The organism is Enterococcus sp. AZ194 (assembly GCF_051713825.1).
GTDB lineage: Bacteria > Bacillota > Bacilli > Lactobacillales > Enterococcaceae > Enterococcus_K.
The window spans coordinates 570,964-587,754 of the sequence record NZ_JBIOQR010000001.1; the positions used below are offsets into that span (position 1 = coordinate 570,964).

The following is a 16,791-nucleotide window of genomic DNA, read 5'->3' on the forward strand; positions in this document are numbered from 1 at the left end:
ATGACATTCTCATATGAAAGTCGGAAACAAGGAATTGAAACAGCTAAGAATACGACCGCAGATGTGTTGATTATTGGCGGCGGAATTACGGGGGCGGGAGTGGCGTTACAGGCAGCCGCTTCAGGTATGAAAACTGTCTTAGTCGAGATGCAGGATTTTGCAGAAGGGACATCTTCTCGATCAACCAAATTGGTTCATGGCGGGATTCGTTACCTAAAAACGTTCGATGTTGAGGTGGTTTCTGATACTGTAAAAGAGCGTGCAAATGTTCAAAAAATTGCACCTCATATTCCCAAACCAGACCCGATGCTCCTGCCTATTTACGATGAAGAAGGTGCAACCTTTACTCTATTTTCAGTGAAGGTAGCAATGGATTTATACGACAGGTTAGCGAATATCACCAACACTTCCTATGCTAACTATCTATTATCTAAAGAAGAAGTTTTGAAAAGAGAACCTCAGTTGAAACAAGAAAATCTTTTGGGTGGCGGTGTTTATCTTGATTTTAGAAATAATGATGCTCGCCTGGTGATTGAGAATATTAAGCGTGCCCATGAAGATGGTGGGATTATGCTCAGCAAAACCAAGGTGATTCGTATCACCCATGATGAAACCGGTAAGGTCAACGGAGCTGAAGTAGAAGATTGTTTAACCCATGAACGGTTTACGATTCGTGCCAATGTGGTCATCAATACTACAGGCCCGTGGTCAGATCACGTTCGCGAGCTAGATGGTAACAACAATTTACCTAACCAAATGCGTCCAACAAAAGGGGTTCATTTGGTAGTAGATAAAGGCAGATTAAGTGTCCCTCAACCAACCTATTTTGATACAGGCAAAAATGATGGTCGAATGGTGTTTGTTGTGCCGAGAGAAGGAAAAACGTATTTTGGAACGACTGATACAGACTATACTGGAGATTTGTTGCATCCAACAGTTACGCAAGAGGATGTTGATTACTTGCTTGAAATTATCAATAGTCGCTACCCAGAGGTTCATTTGACGATTCATGATATCGAATCTAGTTGGGCAGGTCTGCGTCCATTAATCTCAGCAAATGGTGGCTCAGATTACAATGGCGGCAATAATGGTAGTTTGTCAGAGGCCGGATTTGAACGAATTGTCCAAGCAGTAGAGGCTTACCAAGCGGATGCCAGCAAAAAAGCCGAGGTTGAAAAAGCGATTAAAGAGGCGGACGCTTCTCTTGCTGAAGGCACTTTGACCACTTCTCAATTGTCACGAGGGAGTTCGTTTGAACGTTCTGACGATGGGTTGTTAACGTTAGCTGGTGGGAAAATTACAGATTATCGGTTGATGGCTGAAGGGGCTATGAAGCATATTCAAGAAATCTTGAAAGAAGAATTTGGTCAATTATTTGAGTTGATTGATTCAGTTAATTATCCAGTCTCAGGTGGAAACCTCGACTCGAATCATGTGGACGAAGAAATGGCCAACCTAGCAAAAGAAGCCCAAAAAATTGGGTTAAACGAAGAGGATGCTTTGTATCTTGCGCACCTTTATGGCTCAAACTTACCGAAAGCTTTGACCTATAATACCTTAGTTGAAGGCTTAGACTTGCGTGAAAGTATTGCTTTAAATTATGCGCTGAACGAAGAGTTGGTTCTTACCCCAGTCGATTATTTATTACGACGAACGAATCATATTTTATTCTTTAGAGATACCTTAGATAAAGTAAAAGAGCCAGTCGTTAACAGATTTTCTGAAGTTTATCATTGGACAGCGGATGAAAAAATGGCGATGTATCAACAACTAGAAGCTGTTCTGATGGAATCTAATTTGACGAAGCTTAAGGAGGAAAATAACTAATGAGTGATATGACGCAGATTTTTAGTGAATTTTTAGGAACAGCGGTTTTAGTCCTGTTAGGAAGTGGTGTATGTGCTGCTTCAAACTTGAAAAAGAGTAAAGCTGAAGCATCAGGATGGATTGTAATCGCTATGGGCTGGGCGACAGCGGTAACGATTGCGGTTTATATCTCTGGCTTTATGGGACCTGCTCATTTGAATCCAGCAGTCACCCTTGCGATGGCTATTACTGGTAAATTCTCATGGAGTTTGGTGGCACCGTTTATCGTGGCGCAAGTATTAGGCGGTATCGTGGGTGCGGTGATGGTTTGGTTAGCTTATCTACCATTATGGGGAGAAACAAAAGATCAAGGGGCTATTTTGGGCACGTTTGCTACCGGACCAGCTGTTAGAAATTTACCTGCTAATGCGATGACAGAAGCGATTGGTACGTTTGTTTTAGTCTTAGGTTTACTTGCTTTTGGTGAAAATAGTTTTGCAGATGGCCTGAATCCAGCCGTTGTTGGGATTTTAATTTTAGCGATTGGTCTATCTCTTGGTGGACCAACCGGCTATGCGATTAACCCAGCTCGGGACTTGGGGCCAAGAATCGCGCATCAAATTTTACCAATCCAAAACAAAGGAACCTCTGACTGGGGATATGCTTTCGTTCCAATTGTTGGGCCTGTAATTGGCGCTGTTTTGGCCGCTGGATTGTATATGGCCTTACCTTTATAGAATCCGAGTTTAAATAACGATCAAATGAAATACAGCTAGAGAGGAGTCAGTTTGATTGCTCTCTCTGGTTGTATTTTTTTAGGTTTATCTGTCTATCTGTTTTCTAAATGCAAAAAAATTTTATGATAACTGTTGTATTGAGACTCGGTTGTTCTCAAATTAGGCGATAGTCTCTGAGAGTTTTTTACAATTTTTTTCATTTTGATTGTGAGCAGAACCCTGTCGATTATTTTGAGCAAAAGTATTCACTTTTCCTTAGTTTACAGTGATTCACATGGAGGAGACCTCCCCTAGCTCAAGACAGCACATAATTCATAAGGACGCCTTATGTCTGAGAATGTTTCTTGCTCAGGTGTAACTTTGCGATTATTGCCAGAGCGGTGATCACAGCGGAGAGCATCAACTTCCTATCTGGCAAATTTAGATACGATTTGTGGCAGATACTTTGTAGCAAATTTTGTTAGGTTTACAATTTCCGAATTTTTTAGTCCTCCCCTCGTAAAGCAATAACTTCTAATCGTCTATAAATTTTTTTCATGTATTCACGGACTTGTCCCCTGTGTAAAAATTGAGGGAATAACTAACGAATGACAAAAAAGAAAGCGCTTGTTTATTTTGATAAACGTGCGTATAATGAAGGGGAATTGGAAAGGAGAGTTAAGTAGATATTCTTTGGCAGAGAGAACTTTTTTGAAATATAATTTATGAAAATGGAGGTATCTGTATGAAAAAGATTATGAAAACAGCTACAATGGTTATAGGAATGACAATTTTACTATTAGTTCAGGCTGTAACAGTTAATGCGAATGAAATGTCTCCATCGAATATAAAAGAGTATAGTGAATTAAAGGATAGCATAATTGGAAATGAAAATGTTGAAATTGAACAAACTATAGCCAAAAATGGCATGGTTGGAATTAATATAACCAGATATTTTCCAATGAATGATATAGATCATGGTTCTTTGAATAATGTAGGGACCTCATATGCTGTTACGCTCTCCTTGGGAAACGTTTCGAAAGGTGAGTATATGTCAAAAGGGTTTGGATCTTTTGAAGGTGGGAATGTAGTCGATTATGGAGGTGTTGTTACTAAAATTGATTGGACTTCAGATACTTGGAGTGGATTAACACTATATGGAATGACCAAGATTTATGCAAGAGCGATTACTGCTCCTAATTGTGGCTTAAATAGTCAAGCAGAATTTGCGGTTGCTCAGCTAGGCTTTAATCCAAATACTGGGTTTAATACGTTCCAAGAGAGTTGGGCGTTTACAATAAAAGCTGGGGAGTGGTCAAGTAGCTATGTAGGATTAGACTCCGATTTTGATTTGTTAGTTTCTGATCAGTCTGGAGGGTTGCTAGAAGGCAAAACAACATGTACGTTCACTAAAGCGGGGAACAAACAATCATGTATTGCTGTCGCAAAAAAGTTTTAACTAGAATCGAGTGATGTAGAGATTCTGGCGAATGGCTAAAAATGGAGGTATCTAGTGGGAAAAATTTGTAAGGTTTGTGTAGGGATGCTAGTTATCGTACTAGTTTCTGGTTGTACACCAAAAAAAAAGTCAGATGTGATGCACGATACTAGCACTAGTAGTAAAGAAATCTCTGATTCAGACGAGAAAGAAATTCAAATTGACTTGGATTATCTGAGTGAAGATGGTTCAAAGAGTCCAATTGCTGACAATGTTGTAGAGCTAGAAAGGCTAAAAGGAAATAGTCTTCAGTTTACAGTTGATTATATCAGTCAAGATTATTGGACCTCTGTCTATATAGACGATGAACTTATTTCTGGGCCATCGAGAGCCGTTAAGCTTGAACAAGGAGTTAGGTTCGACGAGTTGGGAAGAATTTCCGAGTTACTTCTTAGTATAGGTCGTCATTCAGTAGTGGCTGCTCAATATGAGACAAACGAACGATTCGAAAATTTTTCTAAAGCCCAAGTAATTAAGTTTTCAAAGTATAACTATATTGTTGTAAACTAATGAGCATGAAAAAGAAAGTTCAAAAAGTCAGGTTTTTCTGAGTGAAATCATCTTTTTGAAGAGGTAGTAAATAGAAAATGAGTCTTCGGTTAAGGAAAGTTCTTAATAGAAGACTCATTTTCTATTTTTGTACGATGATTGCTTTTACTAAAGGTGCTTTATTGCAGAACGACTAAAAATAAAGCATAGGTAAGAAGAGAGGATGTTGAATAGGTGGCTCATCGCAGGATAGATAAGTAGTATTTTTTTATCAACTTCCTTTACGCGTTCTTTGTTCCCCAGGGTTCCTATGATAAAATAAGGAGATAGAATAGAAGCAGAACGAATGCCTAACGTGTGTGTTTGTTCAAGGCAGAATAAGAGGTTGCGTGTGGAAAATCAATTAGTAGTAGAAAACCTGTTACTTTCTAGAAAGAACGTGACGGATCAGCCAATTAGCCTTTCCTTGAAAAAAGGTCAAGGCATCGGTATCTATGGGCCAAATGGGTCGGGAAAATCGACCTTATTAGATACTATTAGTGGTATTTTGCCAGTCGGTGAAGGCGAAATCATCGTGAATGGTGTACTTAGCTATGCGATGCAGTTTGATGGGTTTCAAGAAAATTTGAGTTGTTTAGATAATTTATATTTGGAAGCAACCTACGCAGGGATTTCTAAAAATCAGCGTCAAGAGCGGATTGTTCAGCGGGCAGAGGAATGTGGTGTGACGTCATTTTTAAATAAAAAGGTCAGTCAATTGAGCTCAGGCATGCGTGTGCGAGTAATGTTGGCGGCAAGCTTGTTGGTGAACCCGGATGTTTTATTATTAGATGAAGCATTTAATGCGTTAGATGAAGAGACGATTGGTAGTATGCAGGAGATTTTGCATAGAGAAAAACAAAAGGGGTTAAGCCTTCTATTTGTTTCACATAATAAATTTCATTTTGATTCAATCTGTGAAGCAATAGTGTTATTCCCAAGCTTAGAGGTAGTAAAGTTATGAGAGTGAGACAATTAATGTTGGGTGAAATCTATCAAACAAAAAAATCACTGCTCTTATTCTTGCTGGCGCTTAGTTTAACGATAGGGGCGTTTATGACTGCTCTACCTTTTGAACTTTTACAGCGTGAATCAGCGGCTCCTTCAGTCAAAGTTGCCATATCGATGCCTGTTGATAGTAAGGAATTAACGGGATTAGTAGGCATTTTAGATAAGAATGATTTGATAAAAACGTTAGAGATTGTGTCTGAACAAAAAGGCAAGCTAGGCGTGATGAAAGGGGACTATGATTTGTATGTCGCCATGCCAGAAGAGTTTGAAGCGGCCTTGTTTGAACGGCAAACAGGCACGATTGAGCTGTATGCCAAAAATGCGCTGGTAGGAAATGTGGTATACCAAATCGCTTATGAAATGATTCAAACGTTAAACAATCTGCAAAGCTTATCTCTTGATTACTATCAGGTTTTGAAAACGAGTGATCAGAGCTATAAGGAAGCCAGAAAGTCGAGTCAAACCTTTGATTTAGAATTAATCCAAATGCTTCTTGACAGAAACGACTGGTTAGCTGTTCACAGTGGGGTCTCACAGTATCCCCTTCAACTGAGTAGCTTGTTTTTATTTTTGGCATTGATTGGAATCAGTATGTTTAGTGGTCTTGTGACAAGTCAACAGTTCAAACAGGGAACGATGAAAAAGCTTTTATTTTATAAGTATCCAGTTTCGTTGATTTTAACATGTAAATTTATCTTAAGCTGGCTTATTTCGTTGCCGTTTTTATTACTACTATTCGGACTTTCGCATTATTTTAGCCTCCAGATAGAGGGTTTCCGATTGGTATTGGGCGCTAGTTGTCTACTTCTTTTTTTATTTTTATTGACCACAGGGATTGCTTTTTTGGTTGGACAAGTAAAAAAAGAAACCCGCCTCTTTTTACTTTATGCTAGCGGGGCGTTGTTGATGTTATTTTTGGGTGGACTCATCTACCCACTTTATAATCAGCCAGCTATTATTACACAGAGTAATCCTGCTTGGTATGCTCAAGTGATTATTGAAAATGCGGTGATGGGTGCCGACTGGAATATGCTACCAATTGTGAACTTATTAATCGGCAGTGGGGGACTAACAGGAATTCTGTTTTGGAGGTGGCGCAAATGGGCGTAGTTCGAATTTATTTGAAACGAATGTGGCTACCGCTTGTTTGTCTGGCAATCATTCTTGTCGGCCAGTTACTGACAACAAGAATGAATGTTTATTTCACAAAAGGGGCGGAAATTCCTAGTGCAATTGAAGTGGTAGACTTAGAGAATAGTCAACAAAGTGTCGAGTATATTACACGCCTAAAAAAGGTCCCAAATTTGCAGGTGACCGTTACCGATACGTTTGCAAAAGAGCATCTAAAAAAAACCACCATTCAAGGGGTTCTAATTTTACCAAAAGAGTTTAGTAAGGGACTAGCAACTCAAAAAAAAGAGTTGCTTACGTATTATTGTGCAACAGGGATCAAAGACACTGGGCATATTCAAGAGGTAATCCTTTCAAGCTTATTACAAATGAAAGGTGAGGCGTTGTATCAAACGCATCTGAAAGAAAATGGGTTAGACAATCAAGTCGGTAAGCCAGAAATCTCAGAACTGTTTCAGGTCGTCTATTATAATGCTTTAGGCGAGATAGTTAGTAAAAAAACGAACAAGCCTGTGTTTACTCTGGGATTGTCGGCCCTTTTCATTTTGTTGTCTGTGTTGTATTTTCAGAGCTATCTTCCAGGAGAGGATCAACGACGTTTCGTTTTTTATGGACGCAAAAATCTCTATAAACAACAAGCAATTGTAGCGGGGATTCTATTTGTCGGCTGGCTGAGTGTGATTGGTTTATTCCTCATTCTTATGCCTAAACTCATCGAAGGAGAGTTAGCAAAACAAAGCCTTCCTTTCTTACTAGGCGTGTTGTTTTATTGTTTTACTTTGAGTTTTCTTGTTATTAATAGCGGCAAACGAGAATGGTTATCTTTCCTATTTATCCCTTGGTTTATCTTAAATATGACGATGGGCGGCGCTGTTTGGGGTGTTCCAAGTGAGCACACCTTTGTCACGATTTTTTTGCCCGTTTCCTATGTGATGAAAGGCCAGCTACTCCCACTGTATGTATCTTCAGGTGCCTTTTGTCTAATTGCAGGACTTCTAGCTCTACGAAATAAACGTAAATAGTCCTCGTTTCAATCGACGTACCTGGTTTTTTCATGATAAAATAAATCGAAGGAGGCGATTGAAATGAGTCGATATCAGACGATTTTAGTAGCTGTGGACGGTTCCAAGAATGCGGAGAAGGCCTTTGTCGAAGCCATCGAGTTGTCAAAAGAGCACGATGCTCACCTGTACATTGCCTATGTTGTTAACGAAATTGAGATTACCTATAGTGCCTATGCGTACTCTAAATTATTGGCAGAGGAACAAGCACATGTTGAAAAAGTGCTCTTAGAAAAAGTTGAATATGCCAAACAACAAGGCATTCAAAAGGTTCAATCGATTACCCAAATTGGTCATGTAAAAACAGTCTTAACTGAAACCATTCCAGAAAAATACCCATTGGATTTGTTAGTGGTAGGTGCAACAGGAAAGGGTGCCATTCAACGTGCTTCAGTGGGGTCAACTGCATCCTATGTGGTGAATCACGCGCCGTGCAGTGTGTTGGTTGTTAAGTAAGTGGGAGTTTGGCGTGAGATTGTAAAATCATTGTAAGGTCGATTTTTAATAATTATTGGATTAACCTAAAACACTAGGAAGCTTTCTAGTGTTTTTTATTGTGCGGTGCTTCGAATTTTTTTATCAGAACGATTCACTACCTAGTCGTAAGTAACTTGCCAAGATTACAGTACATATTCCTTTTTTTAATTACAAGTTAAAAGGATCCTATATAGGAGTGTTGAATTTTTATAAAACTAGTTGAAAACATCTATATTATTTTTACCCCTATTCGGTAAGATTAAAGTAAGAATCTTATTGATTGAGGAGGTATACGATGAGTATAAAAAATAAAAAATTTTTCTTGAATATATCAAATAATGGAATTATTGATCAGTTAATTTTGAGAAATGATTCAAAAAAAATGAATTGGGTGTTAACAGAAGATTATCTTAAAGAAGCAAATTTTTTTTCAAAGGATAAACTATTTGGTCATTTTTATTTTGTGATTGAGGATAGATTATATAAAAGTTCGGCTGTTCAACCAAAGATTGTACAAACAGAAAAAGAATATATAATTAACTACAATTTTGATTCTTATAAAGTGGAAGTTATTTATGATTTGTCAAAAGAAGAAGAGCTGGTTTGGACGATACGAGTGATCAATAATAGGGATATAGAGGTGAAACTTCAGCACTTTGGCTTCTGGAGCTCATTTGCTTATGCAATGTACAGGGATACTAATGTCTTAAGAAATGTCTATCACTCTGCTGCGCTCTTCCCATCTATATCAGCAGATTTTACGAAAATAGCCGTGATGAGAAGAACCGGTAAAGAAGCGAGTCTAGGTGTATATCAGTTAAAAGGAAAAACAAATTCAGTAGGGTCTTATTGCGATTTTAGTAATAAATTTCTAGAAGATGTTTCTCCTTCTTTGGACGGGGTTATGTTCCATCAGCTTATTTTGTCAGGTGAACATAGTAGTGAACAAGATTGGATATATACAGAAAATCAGCTTACTTTGCTTGCTGGAGAAACACTGGAGTGGGTGTATGGAATAAAGGAGATAAAGGATCAAGAAGACTTTTATGAAAAGAGTGTGGCGTATGGTCACCCTAAAATCTATGCGCCATATCTGGTAAAAACCAATCAAACATTTACTATTTTAATTGAAAATGGCGTAGTCGATTTTGTAGAATCTATTTCAAAAGAAAAAGATGACCTTGTTAAAAAAGCCCTAGAAATGTTAACACCAAATACATATAATGGTGTATTTGAGAAGGCAGGAGAGCATAAAATAGTTATCCATTTTCTAAATGGGACATCTGATCAATTGATTATAAATGTAATGGATGATTTGAAGACGGTCGTCAGAAATCGAGTAAATTATTTATGTGAGACGGCCTATAATAAAGAGAAGAAAACCTTCCTTCCACTATCTAATCAGGGAGAATCGATTGGGAAAATGAGCCTGATACTCAAAAAAAACCTCATAGATACAATGGATAAGGAACAAGTTTTTAAAGTGGAAGAAAGTGCGAATTTATATGTTAAACAAAAGTGGTTTGAAAACGGTGATTTTGAACAACCTAAAAAAGTTTATGGAAACTTTTATCGTGTAATGGACTTTGAATATATCGGACACTTATTCTTTCTACTCTCTCAATTTTCTGAAAGCCAGCTAACGATGCAGACACCAGAGACCTATTTATTGTGGGCCTCCAAAGTAGTGGATTTAAGAATAAACCCAGAACTGCATACGGACATGAGAGAGAAAGAGGAGTCCGAGATGTTAGGTGTATTTTTCTTATACATTAATGAACTACTGGAAGTTCTTGAAGAAAAGAAAATTGGAGACTATAAAAAACTAGCAAAATTATGGGAAAATAACTTGTTTAAAATTCTTGAAGAAAAAACAAGTCTACCTGCTGCAATGACGGAACATTACTATGACAATGCAGGGTTTGGTCCTGCTGCAGCCTCTCTAGCAAATGCAGGATATATAGAAGAATGTAAGAGTTATGGAGAACTTGTATTGGCAAACATTGGATTTAGTAATGATTTTCGAGCACAAAATCCGGATAGGTGGTGGGAAGCTTTAGCCTACATGATTCATTCCTTGTGGGGGGGAATCACTGCAGCAGCGGCCTTAGATTTATTCTTGACTTTAAAAGATCCATTGTATCTTGAGGCGAGTTATCGAGCCTTTGTTGGAGTATTATACTGTTATGATACTTGCGCAACGGCTGTAACTCCGATAAAAATAGGGGAAGCTGTTTCTAGTTATGCAGTAGCAAGTCCGCATTATAACCGATTAGATTTATCGAAAGAACGTTTTGGACAAGAAACGTTTGCTAGGGATGGTGGGCTATTTGCAAAAATTTTTTCAGAGGAACCAAATCAAACAAGTGATTGGGATATGGGAGAGGAACTGGTCGCCTACCTAGAGTGCTTTGGGCAATCTGCATATTGTTATTATGATAAAAACAGAAGATTACAAGGAGTGAATTGCTCAATTATATTTGAGGAAGAGAGAATAAAAATTGTGAGTATGGCACCTTATCCTAAACATATATATATCTTAAAAGAAAGTAAGCTTGAAAGGATAGAAGGGGACGGTTCTGTTGCCTATATAAATTTAAAATAATCAAAATAGAGGCTGAGACAGAATGGTGTGCTCCCCGTCAAGTAGACAGTGAAAAATAATAAGTTTCTTAACAATTGTCTGTCATTTTTGGCAGACTTTTCCTGATTTTTCTTTCGATTGCTGGTCGCGCTACCGCTTCACTTGCCTACTCATTTCATGAGCGAAGCAAAAGCCACTTCACTCACGAAACAAGCAGGGATACTAGGCTACTTCCAAATAATGTTGATGATAAGCCATCGGTGTCATAACGGATAAATTCCGTTGTAATCTCCCGTTGTTGTAGTAGTCTATGTATGCTGAAATCATTTGTATCAAACTTTCACGACCGGTAAACTTGTGCCCATAATATTTTTCTCGTTTCATCATGCCCCAGAATCCTTCCATTGGTCCGTTGTCGATACAATGGGCTACGCGAGACATACTCTGCTTCATTCCTGTATTTTTTAAACGTACACAAAATTGTTGGCTAGTGTACTGAAAGCCGCGGTCACTGTGCATCAAAGGATGCGCATGAGGTTCTAGTGCAATTGCCTGATCAAAAGTGTTCATGACCAACGGATTATCGTTACGGTCACTAATAACGAAGGACACGATGCGACGATCATACAGGTCGAGAATGGCACTGAGATAAACCTTATGAACTTCTACGCCTATGTCATACTTAAATTCAGAGACATCTGTCAACCATTTTTCATTTGGTTTGTCGGCATGAAAATCCCGGTTTAACTCATTTTTTGCCGTGTGGTAAGGTCTCTTATCTCTACGTGTGATACTGTTCGCCCAATGTTTAATCGTCGATTGAATCCCTAAAGCTCGGCAAATTCTCAAGATTCTTTTATCGTTGAACTTGTGGTGATAGCGTGTACTAATTTCATCATCTAGTCTACGATAGCCCATGTCAGGGTGTTCGTCATATATTTTTCTGATTTCTTGGGAAAGCTCAGTGTTTAAATAGGCTCTGGGACTTACAGGATGTTTCAACCATTTATAGTAGGCAGAACGTGAAACGTGTAAAAATTCACACATTGGTTGGATAGGATAATGTTTCTCTTCGTGTAAGCTTTTGATAGCTTCATACTCAAATAAGTGTCGGGTAAAGCTTATTCCCACTTCCTTTCTAACTCCCTTACTTTTTTTAACAAGTCATTTTCCATTTGAAGTTGTCGGTTTTTACTTTCTGATTGTGCGAGACGGTTTCGTAATTCTTCTTCCGGTGTTCGACTAGGTTGTGTGCCAATCCGGCGACCTCTGCGATCTTCTAATCCAGCAGCACCTTTCTCCTCATATCTTTTGACCCAATTTCTCACTTGTTGATAAGAAACTTGGTATTTCAAAGCCATTGCACCATAATTTTTGTTTTGTGTTAGACAGTCTAAGACGATGGTTAAACGTTCTTCTGTCGAGGTTTCTCTTGCTTTTCTCATGTAACTTCCACCACTTTCTGATTTGAAGGTTCCATGAGTATTATACACCTGTACCCATTTTTTTAGTTGGCTACTACTTCTAAGTTTGTATGTTTTGGCTAATTCCTCGTAACTTCCTTTTCCATTGAGATAATCTATGGTGGCGGATAATTTTAACGCTACTGAATAGTGCCTATTCTTGGGCGCAGTCAATAGGGCTGTTCCTCCATCATTTTCATAAAGTCTCAACCATCTGACAATGGTAGGCAAAGAAACATTTCCTTCTCTCGCTGCCTCTGAAAGACTTAGTTCATTGTTTAGACAGCTTTCTACTAGTTTCACACGCTCTTCTACTTTTAGCTTCATCAATCTTTTAGTCATAATAAATACCCCCATACTGGACTTATTATGTTTCACTGTCCTGTATAGGGGTAGCATATCATTATGTCTCAACCTCTATTTTTATCCGAATAAACGGTGGGCACAGAAGTAACTTCATCTACACTCCTGCACCAACCTCTACTTTTTAAAGGAGAAATTTAAGGGTACTCAATTCCTGTATGTGATTTTCTATAGTGGAGTGGTGGAATTGAGAATCGCCGTTTAAAACATAAAGAAAAATAGGCTGGACTTTGGTAGCCACATTTTATAGAAATATCATTAACCGATAAATTCGTCTTAATCAAGTAACTAGAAGCCTTCTCTAACCGATAATTTGCAAGGTACTCTAAAGGGGTGCATTGAAAGACTTGTTTCATACACCGAATTAAATAGTTTTCGTGGAAGTGGAATACTTTTGATAGAGAAGAGTTAGTAATTGGTTGCGCATAATTTTCTTTGATAAAAAGTTCTATATTTTCTGCTAGTTCAATTGCGCCAGTCTTAGAATAGCTTTGTTCTTCTAATGATTTCAAAAGTTGAGAGAACCTCTTTTGGTTATCCCAAAAGACAATAGATTTCTTTTCTTCCTTTGTTCCCAAAAGCAAGCGTTTCAGTAGTGCATAAATGTATTTAGAATCAGATAATTTCTGAAACTTTTTTAAGTGTATTGTATAGTCTTCGTTATGGAAATGAAGGTCAGGCATAATGACACTGGAAGTTAATTGAATAGGGTAAGGCGAGCTTTCCCAAATTCCATCATAGTGAAAATGAATCCAAAAAAATTCAGTTTTTGAATCGCATGGTTTGGTTGGATAATGGTGTTTAAAGGGCTCCAAAATGAGCATTTCATCCTCAGAAATCACATAATCTTGTGATTGTTCGGTCAGATAGAGACTGCCCTTAACGACGAAGATAACGTCAAAATAGGGAAGCCCGCTCCGATTTGGATGGACTTGTCCAGTCGAATATTCAGTATAGTTCCCCTCTACAAAGGTTGGGAAGGGAGGAGCTATTAATGAGAGAATGTTATTTGTCTCCATGATTATCTCCTTTAGTGTGAAATTTTATAAATAATAGTTGAATCTCTATAAAAAATAAAAGCGATTACACTATATAATATAATCAAATCAGTAGAGAAAAGCAAACTCAAGTCTGTAAGGAGGGATTTTGTGAAGGCGAAAATACTGACAAATAAAGGAGATTTATTTAGTAGCATTGATAACCGGATTTATGGATCATTTATCGAACATATGGGGAGGGCGGTATATGGAGGAATCTATGAACCAAATAATCATATGTCAGATAGTTATGGTTTTAGAGAAGATGTCAAAGAGTTAGTGAAGGCGTTACAAGTACCAATCATTCGATACCCTGGTGGTAATTTTCTGTCAGGATATAACTGGGAAGATGGTATCGGTCCTGTTGAAGAGAGACCTACTAGACTTGATTTAGCTTGGCAGACAATCGAGACAAATGAAGTTGGTCTGCATGAATTTTTGAACTGGTCTAATCAAGTTCAATCAGAAGTGATGATGGGCGTTAATCTAGGGACTAGAGGAATTGATGCGGCTAGAAACCTAGTGGAATATTGTAACTTTTCTAATGGCACATACTATAGTGATTTGCGAAGAGCGCATGGAAAAAAGACGCCGTTTGGAATAAAAACATGGTGTTTAGGAAACGAAATGGATGGTCCTTGGCAAATTGGTGCAAAAACTGCAGAAGAATATGGAAGATTAGCTTGTGAAGCAGCAAAAGTTATGAAGCTGGTTGATGAATCTATTGAACTAGTAGTTTGTGGCAGCTCCATTAGCACGATGCCTACTTTTGGTTCATGGGAGCAAACGGTGCTAGAACACACGTATGAGCATGTAGATTACTTATCTTTGCATATGTATTATGGGAATTCTGACAATGAGATTGAAAATTATTTGGCGAAATCTTTAGATATGGACCGATTCATTAAAGGAGTAGTGGCTATTTGTGATTCTATTCAAGCAAAAAAAAGAAGTACAAAACAAATAAATCTCTCTTTTGATGAATGGAACATATGGTATCACACATTAGAATCTGATAATAAGATTAAAAAATGGCAGAAGGCTAGGCCGTTGTTAGAAGATGTTTACAATTTTGAAGATGCACTAGTCATTGGTTGCTTACTGATTACTCTACTTAAAAATAGTAATCGTGTAAAAATAGCTTGTCTGGCACAGCTAGTGAACGTAATTGCACCAATCGTGACCGAAGATGGAGGAGATTGTTGGAAGCAAACAACCTATTATCCATTCCAGCAAGTTTCAGCATATGGGAGAGGTCATGTACTTGTTTCAAAAACAGAATCTCAAACCTATCACACAAAAGAGTTTAAGGGTGTTCCTTATCTCGAAAATGTTCTCGTCGATAATTGTGAACGAAAAGAGTTAATTATTTTTGCTGTGAACCGCTCAGTAGACGAAGCTATTGATTTGGCACTAGATTTAGACGGATATACACTCACAGATGTAAAAGAATTTAGTTCATTATATGGCTTTGATCTTAAGCAAACAAATACAGGTAAACAAGGAGATGTAAGGCCAAGAGATGGAGGGGCTGTCGATTTATTTGAAGAAAAAGCATTCGCTAAATTACAACCGCTTTCTTGGAATATGATTCGTATCGGATACAACTGAACAAACTGTTCAGTACAAATACAAAAGAAAAGAGGAAATTAGACATATGTTTAAAAAAATTATTTTGAGTAGTCTCATCACTTTTTCGAGTGTATTGTTATTGGCTGGATGTGGAGCAAGCGGAAAAGATGAAAGTTCTGACAGCGCATCTTCTAACGATAAAGTAAAAATTCGTTTTTCAGCTTGGGATAAATTTCCCGATAATATCGTTGAAGAATTTAACAAAGAATATCCTAATATCGAAATAGAGCTCGTTCAAATTCCGGATTCTGATTACTCACAAAAAATAAATCAAATGTTGGTTGGGGGAACTGCACCAGATGTAATCCTCTCATTTGAAACAGATTTACCTAAGTTTGCAGAAACTGGATCGGTTATATCGTTAGACGATTATTTGAAAGAAACAAAAAAAATCGATGTAGATGATTTTATCCCAGCTGTTAGTAAGCTAAGTGAGCAAACTGGTGGAAACTACGGATTACCTTGGGCGTATGCATCAGAAATTTTATTCTACAATAAAGACATGTTTGATGTTGCAGGAGTAGACTATCCAACAAAAGACTGGACTTGGGATGATTTTGAAAAAGCTGCTGAAAAGCTCACGATTAAAGATGGGAAAACAACAACTCAATGGGGAGCAGATGCACTCACATTTCGAGGGGTATGGTGGTCACTTGCCGGCCAAGGTGGAGATGAAGTGGTCAAAGATGGAAAGCTTGTGTTAGGTAGTGGGTTGAAAGATGCTTTGGCTTATCAAGATAAGTTAACCAATTCGCTAAAAGTAAGTCCAGAGCCTTCAGCAGGAGATTCAGTTGCCGATTTATTTGCTTCAGGGCAAGCAGCCATGACACGCACAGGCAGCTGGATGACAGGACAATATAAAGACGTTGATTTCAAATGGGACATCGAAACATTACCTAAGGGAGAACGTGCGTACAATTCACTTCATACAGGGTTTTACACGATTAATTCTAAGAGTGAACATAAAGATGAAGCTTGGAAATTTATTGAGTTCATGATGAGTGAAAAAGGGCAGACATTAAATTCTAAGTGGGGGAACAATCCTTCAGCATTAAAAACGATAGCTGAACAGGGCGCGTATAAAAACTCTGGGAAAAATGGTCCATCCAACTGGGAAGCGATTGAACGTGCCGGTCAAGAAGGTGAATTTGGCTATGTATTAGTAAATGCATCTACTACAACAAATCTAGTCAATCAATTTGATGCGTATATATTAGGGACAACGCCATTAGACGATATTTTTGATAAATATATTCCAAATGCAAATCAAGAAATAGAAGACAACCAATAAAGCATTCAATAGCGTTGGCCAGTTAAAACTGTGGGACAGCCACAAGAGTGTGGGACATAACTTTTTGGTTATTGGTCCCAACTACTTTGTCAGTCCCACTTTTGTAAGGCTATCTAGTTGCCAGTTCTACTTATCCAGGCTTATTAGTAGAATGATAAGCCCAGTGCAATAGTGGTGAAATGCTTCGTTTCAC

The 16,791-nt window shown here is 38.0% G+C and carries 14 protein-coding genes; 11 read left to right on the plus strand and 3 right to left on the minus strand.

Translation table 11 applies throughout. The annotated features are described in order from the left end of the window. The 9 genes from glpO (at window position 1) to IGI37_RS02875 (ending at window position 10,833) form a co-directional block, all read left to right on the plus strand. Window positions 1-1,827 (plus strand): type 1 glycerol-3-phosphate oxidase, encoded by a 1,827-nt coding sequence (gene glpO / locus IGI37_RS02835; RefSeq protein ID WP_438759883.1) that lies wholly within the window; start codon window positions 1-3, stop codon window positions 1,825-1,827. Beyond that, the gene (locus tag IGI37_RS02840; protein ID WP_438759884.1) at window positions 1,827-2,543 is read left to right on the plus strand and encodes an MIP/aquaporin family protein; all 717 of its coding nucleotides are present in this window, start codon (window positions 1,827-1,829) and stop codon (window positions 2,541-2,543) included. The genes glpO and IGI37_RS02840 overlap by 1 nt, the downstream gene beginning before the upstream one ends. A 724-nt stretch (window positions 2,544-3,267) precedes the next feature. Beyond that, window positions 3,268-3,981: a hypothetical protein gene (locus tag IGI37_RS02845; protein ID WP_438759885.1), complete on the plus strand. Its 714-nt coding sequence runs from the start codon at window positions 3,268-3,270 to the stop codon at window positions 3,979-3,981. Window positions 3,982-4,035: 54 nt separating this feature from the next. Further along, window positions 4,036-4,530: a hypothetical protein gene (locus tag IGI37_RS02850; RefSeq protein ID WP_438759886.1), complete on the plus strand. Its 495-nt coding sequence runs from the start codon at window positions 4,036-4,038 to the stop codon at window positions 4,528-4,530. Between the two features lie 370 nt (window positions 4,531-4,900). Further along, window positions 4,901-5,512 (plus strand): ATP-binding cassette domain-containing protein, encoded by a 612-nt coding sequence (locus IGI37_RS02855; RefSeq protein ID WP_438759887.1) that lies wholly within the window; start codon window positions 4,901-4,903, stop codon window positions 5,510-5,512. Beyond that, on the plus strand, window positions 5,509-6,669 hold the full coding sequence (locus IGI37_RS02860; RefSeq protein WP_438759888.1) for an ABC transporter permease: 1,161 nt from the start codon (window positions 5,509-5,511) through the stop codon (window positions 6,667-6,669). The genes IGI37_RS02855 and IGI37_RS02860 overlap by 4 nt, the downstream gene beginning before the upstream one ends. After that, window positions 6,660-7,712: a hypothetical protein gene (locus IGI37_RS02865; RefSeq protein ID WP_438759889.1), complete on the plus strand. Its 1,053-nt coding sequence runs from the start codon at window positions 6,660-6,662 to the stop codon at window positions 7,710-7,712. Before IGI37_RS02860 ends, IGI37_RS02865 begins: the two co-directional genes overlap by 10 nt. A gap of 63 nt (window positions 7,713-7,775) precedes the next feature. After that, complete coding sequence (locus IGI37_RS02870) at window positions 7,776-8,207, plus strand: universal stress protein (RefSeq protein WP_438759890.1); 432 nt, start codon at window positions 7,776-7,778, stop codon at window positions 8,205-8,207. Between the two features lie 316 nt (window positions 8,208-8,523). Beyond that, window positions 8,524-10,833 (plus strand): hypothetical protein, encoded by a 2,310-nt coding sequence (locus IGI37_RS02875; protein ID WP_438759891.1) that lies wholly within the window; start codon window positions 8,524-8,526, stop codon window positions 10,831-10,833. A 201-nt stretch (window positions 10,834-11,034) separates the two neighbouring features. Here IGI37_RS02875 and IGI37_RS02880 read toward each other — a convergent pair whose 3' ends face one another. The 3 genes from IGI37_RS02880 to IGI37_RS02890 all read right to left on the minus strand — a co-directional run bounded on the left by IGI37_RS02880 (window position 11,035) and on the right by IGI37_RS02890 (window position 13,657). Then, a complete protein-coding gene (locus IGI37_RS02880; protein ID WP_438759892.1) occupies window positions 11,035-11,943 on the minus strand; it encodes an IS3 family transposase in 909 nt (302 codons plus the stop codon). After that, entirely contained in the window at window positions 11,934-12,617 is a 684-nt protein-coding gene (locus tag IGI37_RS02885; RefSeq protein WP_438759894.1) for a helix-turn-helix domain-containing protein, read from the minus strand. Before IGI37_RS02885 ends, IGI37_RS02880 begins: the two co-directional genes overlap by 10 nt. Before the next feature lie 158 nt (window positions 12,618-12,775). Next, on the minus strand, window positions 12,776-13,657 hold the full coding sequence (locus IGI37_RS02890) for a helix-turn-helix transcriptional regulator (protein WP_438759895.1): 882 nt from the start codon (window positions 13,655-13,657) through the stop codon (window positions 12,776-12,778). A gap of 129 nt (window positions 13,658-13,786) precedes the next feature. Here IGI37_RS02890 and arfA point away from each other — a divergent pair, with 129 nt between their 5' ends. Both arfA and IGI37_RS02900 read left to right on the plus strand, forming a co-directional pair. Next, entirely contained in the window at window positions 13,787-15,286 is a 1,500-nt protein-coding gene (arfA, locus tag IGI37_RS02895) for an arabinosylfuranosidase ArfA (RefSeq protein ID WP_438759896.1), read from the plus strand. 46 nt (window positions 15,287-15,332) lie between these two features. Continuing rightward, entirely contained in the window at window positions 15,333-16,598 is a 1,266-nt protein-coding gene (locus IGI37_RS02900) for an ABC transporter substrate-binding protein (RefSeq protein ID WP_438759898.1), read from the plus strand. Window positions 16,599-16,791 lie beyond the last annotated feature (193 nt).

Coding starts and splice junctions, on each gene's coding strand:
- IGI37_RS02865 (WP_438759889.1), top strand. CDS start 6,660: ATGGGCGTAGTTCGAATTTATTTGAAACGAATGTGGCTACCGCTTGTT.
- IGI37_RS02840 (WP_438759884.1), top strand. CDS start 1,827: ATGAGTGATATGACGCAGATTTTTAGTGAATTTTTAGGAACAGCGGTT.
- IGI37_RS02870 (WP_438759890.1), top strand. CDS start 7,776: ATGAGTCGATATCAGACGATTTTAGTAGCTGTGGACGGTTCCAAGAAT.
- glpO (WP_438759883.1), top strand. CDS start 1: ATGACATTCTCATATGAAAGTCGGAAACAAGGAATTGAAACAGCTAAG.
- IGI37_RS02875 (WP_438759891.1), top strand. CDS start 8,524: ATGAGTATAAAAAATAAAAAATTTTTCTTGAATATATCAAATAATGGA.
- IGI37_RS02890 (WP_438759895.1), bottom strand. CDS start 13,657: ATGGAGACAAATAACATTCTCTCATTAATAGCTCCTCCCTTCCCAACC.
- IGI37_RS02900 (WP_438759898.1), top strand. CDS start 15,333: ATGTTTAAAAAAATTATTTTGAGTAGTCTCATCACTTTTTCGAGTGTA.
- IGI37_RS02845 (WP_438759885.1), top strand. CDS start 3,268: ATGAAAAAGATTATGAAAACAGCTACAATGGTTATAGGAATGACAATT.
- IGI37_RS02885 (WP_438759894.1), bottom strand. CDS start 12,617: ATGACTAAAAGATTGATGAAGCTAAAAGTAGAAGAGCGTGTGAAACTA.
- IGI37_RS02860 (WP_438759888.1), top strand. CDS start 5,509: ATGAGAGTGAGACAATTAATGTTGGGTGAAATCTATCAAACAAAAAAA.